Source organism: Enterobacter sp. PTB (assembly GCF_051130085.1).
Lineage (GTDB): Bacteria > Pseudomonadota > Gammaproteobacteria > Enterobacterales > Enterobacteriaceae > Enterobacter > Enterobacter ludwigii.
The window spans coordinates 89,121-95,526 of the sequence record NZ_JBDKEE010000019.1; the positions used below are offsets into that span (position 1 = coordinate 89,121).

Annotated in this window: 7 protein-coding genes; 4 read left to right on the forward strand and 3 right to left on the reverse strand. The window is 47.1% G+C overall.

From position 1 onward, the window contains the following. Positions 1 to 11: 11 nt before the first annotated feature. Positions 12 to 791: an acetolactate decarboxylase gene (budA, locus tag AAIR21_RS20450; protein WP_025204708.1), complete on the reverse strand. Its 780-nt coding sequence runs from the start codon at positions 789 to 791 to the stop codon at positions 12 to 14. Positions 792 to 896: 105 nt separating this feature from the next. Between budA and AAIR21_RS20455 the strand changes: the two genes are divergently transcribed. Next, complete coding sequence (locus AAIR21_RS20455) at positions 897 to 1,778, forward strand: LysR family transcriptional regulator (RefSeq protein ID WP_014169049.1); 882 nt, start codon at positions 897 to 899, stop codon at positions 1,776 to 1,778. Between the two features lie 346 nt (positions 1,779 to 2,124). Beyond that, the gene (locus tag AAIR21_RS20460; protein ID WP_025204709.1) at positions 2,125 to 2,580 is read left to right on the forward strand and encodes a hypothetical protein; all 456 of its coding nucleotides are present in this window, start codon (positions 2,125 to 2,127) and stop codon (positions 2,578 to 2,580) included. An 86-nt stretch (positions 2,581 to 2,666) separates the two neighbouring features. On the opposite strand, the gene AAIR21_RS20465 is transcribed toward AAIR21_RS20460, so the two are convergent. Next, positions 2,667 to 3,455, reverse strand: a complete 789-nt coding sequence (locus AAIR21_RS20465; RefSeq protein WP_183516547.1) for a phosphotransferase family protein — start codon at positions 3,453 to 3,455, stop codon at positions 2,667 to 2,669. Between the two features lie 378 nt (positions 3,456 to 3,833). On the opposite strand from AAIR21_RS20465, the gene AAIR21_RS20470 reads away from it, so the two are divergent. Both AAIR21_RS20470 and AAIR21_RS20475 read left to right on the forward strand, forming a co-directional pair. Beyond that, a complete protein-coding gene (locus tag AAIR21_RS20470; protein ID WP_183516548.1) occupies positions 3,834 to 4,454 on the forward strand; it encodes a TauD/TfdA family dioxygenase in 621 nt (206 codons plus the stop codon). A gap of 3 nt (positions 4,455 to 4,457) precedes the next feature. Continuing rightward, the gene (locus AAIR21_RS20475) at positions 4,458 to 5,411 is read left to right on the forward strand and encodes a hypothetical protein (RefSeq protein ID WP_183516549.1); all 954 of its coding nucleotides are present in this window, start codon (positions 4,458 to 4,460) and stop codon (positions 5,409 to 5,411) included. A 204-nt stretch (positions 5,412 to 5,615) separates the two neighbouring features. Here AAIR21_RS20475 and AAIR21_RS20480 read toward each other — a convergent pair. Beyond that, positions 5,616 to 6,406: DUF4145 domain-containing protein (locus AAIR21_RS20480; protein ID WP_434682112.1), on the reverse strand; the 791-nt coding region annotated here is incomplete at its 5' end.

Below are 6,406 nucleotides of genomic sequence, written 5' to 3' on the forward strand. Positions count from 1 at the left end.
TGGTTCTCCTGTTAGTTTTCGACGGAACGGATTGCAGCATCAAGGTTGCTGGGGTGAAGGTTGGCCTGTAAAAATGCGCTGTCGGCAGGCAGGTCGATCATCAGTTTGTGAATTTCACCGAAGGTCAGCACGCCGCTCTCCAGCTGGTAGTCGAGCAGATGCCCGCCGCCCTGACGATCGTCGGTGATAAAATGTTCGTGATATCCCGCGACGTTAATGCCCTGCATATGCTGCGGCGTGCGGAACCCGACCAGTACCCCTTCTCGCTGGTTAAAGCGGAACACCGGCTGGTCGTCCAGCACGTCGGTCATGGCGCGGTATGGCGGCTTTTGACGCGGAACGGTACGGGTGTGGGCGTGGCGGAAATTACCGTCGATGCGTAACGCACAGAACAGGTTATCGGAGGGGATTTGCTGGTCGATCACGTCGTGGATCTGCTGACGGCTGACCGGCGCATCGAAGGTTTTGCGATACTGCGGCTGGAACCAGGTCATCACCGCAAACGGTGTTTTTTGCTCCGGCTTCGCGGCACGGGCACTCCCGTCGGCGCGCAGCTGATACACCTGGCTGCTGAAGGCAATCATTTCGCCATCCAGCTCGTTGAACGTACCCAGACCAAAATCGCCGTGCGCAAGCAGATCGGCGATAGTGGTATCCCCCTCGTACACGCCGCTTAACAGGGCGCTCATTAGCGATGTCTGATAGATCACGCTGTCAGGATGCTGGGCAGAAAAACCACGCAGGGTCTCGCACAAACTGGCCTCACAGTCGCATGCAGATGAATGCACCATCATGCTCGTCCTCTTCAACTTTATTTAGAAAGGTTAAATAAATGTTGACCCGATTCAGCATAGAGTTCCAATATAGAATCCATGCTGGTTTGAGACGTTTTTGATATGGAACTTCGTTATCTGCGGTATTTTGTCGCCGTTGCACGTGAGCGACACTTCACCAAAGCGGCCAAAGCGCTGGGTATTTCACAGCCTCCTCTGAGTCAGCAGATTAAACGGCTCGAGGAAGAAGTGGGCACGCCGTTATTCAGACGCCTGACGCGAGGCGTGGAGCTGACTGAAGCGGGAGAAGCCTTCTATGAGGACGCCTGTAAGATCCTGGCGCTGAGCGACGCCGCGCTGGAGAAAGCCCGGGGCATTGCCCGCGGGCTGAACGGCAGTCTGTCGATTGGGATCACCAGTTCAGACGCCTTTCACCCCAAAATCTTCACCCTTATTCGCCAGTATCAGCTGCAGAACATGGCGGTGAGAGTGCACCAGGTAGAAGCCAATATGTCTTCGCTGACGGCGATGCTGGCGGAGGGTGAGCTGGATATCGCGTTTGTGCGTCTGCCGTGTGAGAGCAGCAAAGCGTTTGAGCTAAAAATTCTCGACCGTGAGCCAATGGTTGTGGCGCTGCATCGCGACCATCCACTGGCGAAGTGTGGATCGCTGGCGCTGGAGCAACTTCGGGATACGCCGGTCGTTTTGTTCCCGCAGGAGGTCGCACCAGGGCTGTACGATCGCGTTTACGGCTGCTGCGAGCGGGCCGGAATTGACGTGCAGCACACGCTGCAGTCTTCGCAACTTTCCTCTTCCCTGAGCATGGTGTCCGCTGGCGGCGGGTTCGCCCTGGTGCCGAAGTCGATGGCCGCCATTTCGCCCCCCAATGTGACCTACCATGCGCTGACATCACCGGAGCTTTATACCGATATCGCGCTGTGCTGGCGGCGTTTTGAACGTTCGCGGACGGTGAAACGGTTTCTGGCGATGCTGAGTGAAGGATAATGGCGCGGCGGTGCTTGCGCCCGCTAAGACCTTTCTGGAAGCCGCCTCGCAAACCTGCAAGTAACCTTGTGTAATTCAGGGTTACTGCTTTTCTTACTCTCCTCCCGGCCGTAAAGTGCCTGCGTTGCGGCACATCCGCAACCGGGCGTAGGAACCCGCATATCACGATACGACAATTATTTTGTCGCGGCAGCGCTCATCCCGTTACACTACGGTCGCGCTGGCGGAGCAACCGAAAGGTTGGCCGTTTTTGTCGTGTGCGGTATTCCTACCTCCGTCAGCGCTACCACCCATGAGCGTAGGAACTTATTGGATGGTCTGGAGTTTTTTTAAAATGGAAAATCACATGACAACTGTCCCTTCCCTGTCTTACGCGCTCTCTGAAGAAAGCGCTATTCACCATCTGATTCATCTACAACTGCCTGAATCTGCAGATCTCTTCGAGCTGGCCGATGCCTGCACCGCGTATGTAAGCGTGCTGGTAGAAACCGACGATGCGGTCACCCATGCAACACTGTGTACGCGTTTGCTGGCAGTGCTTAAACGCCTTCGCGCGCGTTGTGATTCTGCCCTCCCGCCTTATCTGGTCGAACAGCTGATTGCAGGAGAGAAGATTGTCTCCTGCGTTCCGGACTGCTGGCAGGATACGTCGCTCCAGGTGGACTATGCGCTGGCGTTAACGCAGGCGGTAATGGGCGGAACATTGCCTGCAAACGTGGCAAAAGAGCTGACCGGTCTGCTACATGATATGGTCTGGCTGCTGGCGGAGTTCGTGAAAGAGCCTTATATCACGGCGCACTAAGGCCAGAGCTTAAGGGCCGAAATTCAGCTGGTCTGTAAGCCAGTATTTCGGCCTTAATAATATAAAAATCCCATGCAGACGAAGGGTTAAAGTACTGAGATAGCCTCGTCCAGCCAGCCGGGAAGCGTTTCTCTGTACCAGTTCAGGTACAGCTCAAAATCTGTTTTGTTCCGGTCATAGAGCAGGGACACCACTTCTGACACAATCCATGCTTTAGCAAGGGTTATTTCCGTCGCTAGCTGTCGGGCAGGCATATGCGGACAATGCACGCAGTAACGCTCCGCAAGCTGTAAAATGCTTTGCCTGGAGCCCATCCCCTTTACCAGCGGGGCGAGGTCGATAGCCGGACTGCCCGTGCCAAACCTTTCCCAGTCAAAGAGAACCCACTCTCCATTTTCTCTCATCCCCCAGTTACCGGCATTGGTATCCCCTGAGATTAAACATTTCTGCCGAAACAAAACGCTGCCCGCTTGCTGAAAACAGCGCATCTGGTGGGCCGCGCGGTCCGGTAATTTCAAAAGCGCCAATGATTTTTCAAGCGCTTTCTCGGGCCAGGAATGAGGGTAATACACCCAGGTTGGGTCCGGTGGAGTGCGATGAAGATGAGAAAGGCATTTCAATATGTCATCCCCCGACACCTCATCCTGAGACACTTTTCCAGGGATATATTCCAGCCTTAACCGGCGTGGATGTGGATCGGCAGACAACAGCGTCGGCGTTTTGATTCCCCTGCTGTTGAGCTCTTCCGCCGCATGCTCGTAGAAAGCGTATTCCACAGGGCTAACAGGACATTTTTCTATGACTTGCTGACCATATTGATCCACCAAACGCTGCACTTTTGCCGCACCCATTTGGGATAAATTCTCCGCAGACATACATGACTCCCTGTGTCAGGTTTGGCTTTAAGGGATAAGTGTAGTGTGATGCAGAGGGATCAGGGGAATTGCGTTTTACGGGCAGTGTTGCGGGTTGTGGGAAGGTCCGCTTAGAGCGAAGTGCGGACATAGCTATGGGCATGCTATCTAATCAACTGGGAGCAGGCCAGAGCGGCTATGAGTGAGGAGCTGGCGTCGGATGTTTAAGATAGAAAATACTAAATCTCTTTATCACACCCCTGAAAGCAATACCATTCTGATAGAATGTTGACCTATTTTATAACTATGATAGGGTGAATAATTGCAATTAGAGTGTCAAGCTGGTGAATTTTGTAACATATATCGTGTTTTTTAACGTCTATCACTATGTGTTTTTATATGAATAAATATAATATTGTAGAAGAATGCGATTCAGTAGAGAGCTTTCTATCGTTGGCTAAGAGTTTAGGTGAAATAATTCCTCACCCTAATGGCGAAGTATACGATGTGATTATAGCAAATGACGGTGTTAATGCAAAAACAGGTTCTTTCAGTCAAAATTTCGGTTTTGCCGAATTTCCATTACATACCGATACTGCCTTTTGGGCAATACCAGCAAGATTATTAATAATGTGGTCACCCGAGGCTAGCACAACATCAACAACCATCTTGTCGTGGAGAGATATAGTAGACGCTTTCTCTGAAAGCGAAAAGAAAATCATTAATGATGCTATATTTAAAGTTCATACATATGAAAGTGTAAATTATCGAGGTGTAAAATTTTCTTCTCCATTAGGAAATGGATTCAGATTCGATCCGAATATAATGACACCCGCAAACGAACAAGGTAGGAAATTTATAGAGATATTTCATGAAATAATCCGAGGGATGAATTTAATTAATTTTAATTGGTCGGGCTCAAATGCTTTGGTTCTTAATAACTGGAACATGCTTCATGGAAGGAGTAAGGTCGAGAACAAGCATGCAATCCGAAAAATATTTAGAGCTTACGTGAGGTGAAAAATGAGTTGGGATAATGATTCATTGTGGTCAAAAAGTAAGGTTTATTTTCAAAGAGCATTTAATGATGACAGAGATTCAGAGATTTTTGGGCTATGGTGCGCAATGGGGCTTGAGTTACTTTCACGGTCAACTATCTCACACTTTAGTCCGTGCTTACTTGCTGAGCCTGATAAAGATCAAAAAAATCTCCTTGCAGCTTTAGGTCTTAACGCGAATATCTCGCAGGCTAAGTCTATATCTACGTCTCAGGTATTGAAACTTTGCAAAGATTTGATTCCAGATTTCAATGAGGAGGAGATCACGATAGCTTTGGCTTTGGCTGGACGTAGAAATGAAGAGGTTCACTCAGGCACCGCCGCTTTTGTTGAATATAAACCTCAACAATGGATTGGGGCATTTTATAAATGTTGTAGAGTGTTATCACTAGCGCAAGATAGAAGCCTAGAAGAGCTGTTTGGTGAAGATGAAGCGAAAGCGGCTCATGAAATTATTACTGAACTTGATAAGCAGGTTAAGAAATATGTAATAACTCAAATCAATGCTTATGAGAAAGTTTTTAATGATAAATCATCGGAAGAGAAAGAGGCAATAAAGCTAATCGCTGAACAGCAAGGCGAAGATCTTTCTCATAAAAAGCATCACAAGGTGAAATGCCCAGCATGTTCTTGTACCGCTACAGTTCATGGGAATGAATATGGGAAAGAGCAAGTGGAAAACAAAGGGACTGAGATAATAACTAGGCGATCAGTAATTCCAACTGTATTTTCATGTCCAGCTTGTGGGTTGAAACTAAATGGTTATGCCCAATTAGCTGCTGCCGGGGTAGCAGATCACTACACAAACAGAACACATTATACCCCTCAGGAGTATTATGAGTTAATCGACCCGAATGATCATGAATCAATGGCCTCATATGCAGAGGATCATGGGTACTATCACTTTAGTAATGATTGATCTGCTCCCAGTTTCTCCACATAAACTGTTGTTAGCTACTTCCGCTCCTGGCACAAAGCGGACCGCCTGGAGTGCCACAAGGTCTGCTGTGAGCGAAAAGCTGACAGGAGGTAGTTTCTTGTTTAAAGAATCAGTTAAGGCATTAAAAATAGATGTAACCAGAGCCAAGGTATAATATCTTGGCTCTATTTACACTTGCGTACATTATTCTTGCTTTTTGGGAGGTTTTGGGTGTTTCTCAGGTAATTTTTCTGCAATCTTAAATACACCCTCATCTTTTAGTATTGTTCGCATTACAAAATTTTCTATAATTACCAAAAGTGATTTAAATTCAGCTTCGTTCGGTGACCATGCCCTGTGTGCTGCTGAGTTGCCAGCTTCGGTTACAATTTTAAGTTGGCTCCTTTCTGTTTCCCCAATAAAACCTTCCTCTTTAAGAATGTCAACCTTCTGGCCTAATGTATGTCCTGGGTGAATATTTAAAACTTCGACTGTTCTGTCAAAAATAGTTCTGAGCCCAATTGCCGCTAAAATAAGTGATTTATTTTGAAATGCAATATACATTTCGTTCATTATCACATAAAGCTGATAATCTTTGCTTAATATCTCGCCAAACCAAGTGGGTCTAATCTCTTCTTGCTCTTGCGTAGGATATGTTGATATATGATAGTTATATACTATACAATCATAGCCTGACTCATCTCTTTCATAGTCGTAATCTTCACTATGACGGGATTTAATATATGTGAATATTCCGTCGCATCCCATGCACTCTAATAATTTGTATTCACTTTCAGCCCAAAAATAGTCGTCCCCATCACCCTCACTCCATTCTCTTTTTTTATAGCCTATTGTGTGACAATTTTTTTCACCTTTACAGTATGGACAAGGAGCTTTGATTTTTTCCATAATAATTATCCTGCCAATTAAATTAATATTGATATTGATATTGATATTGATATTGATATTGATATTGATATTGATATTGATATTGA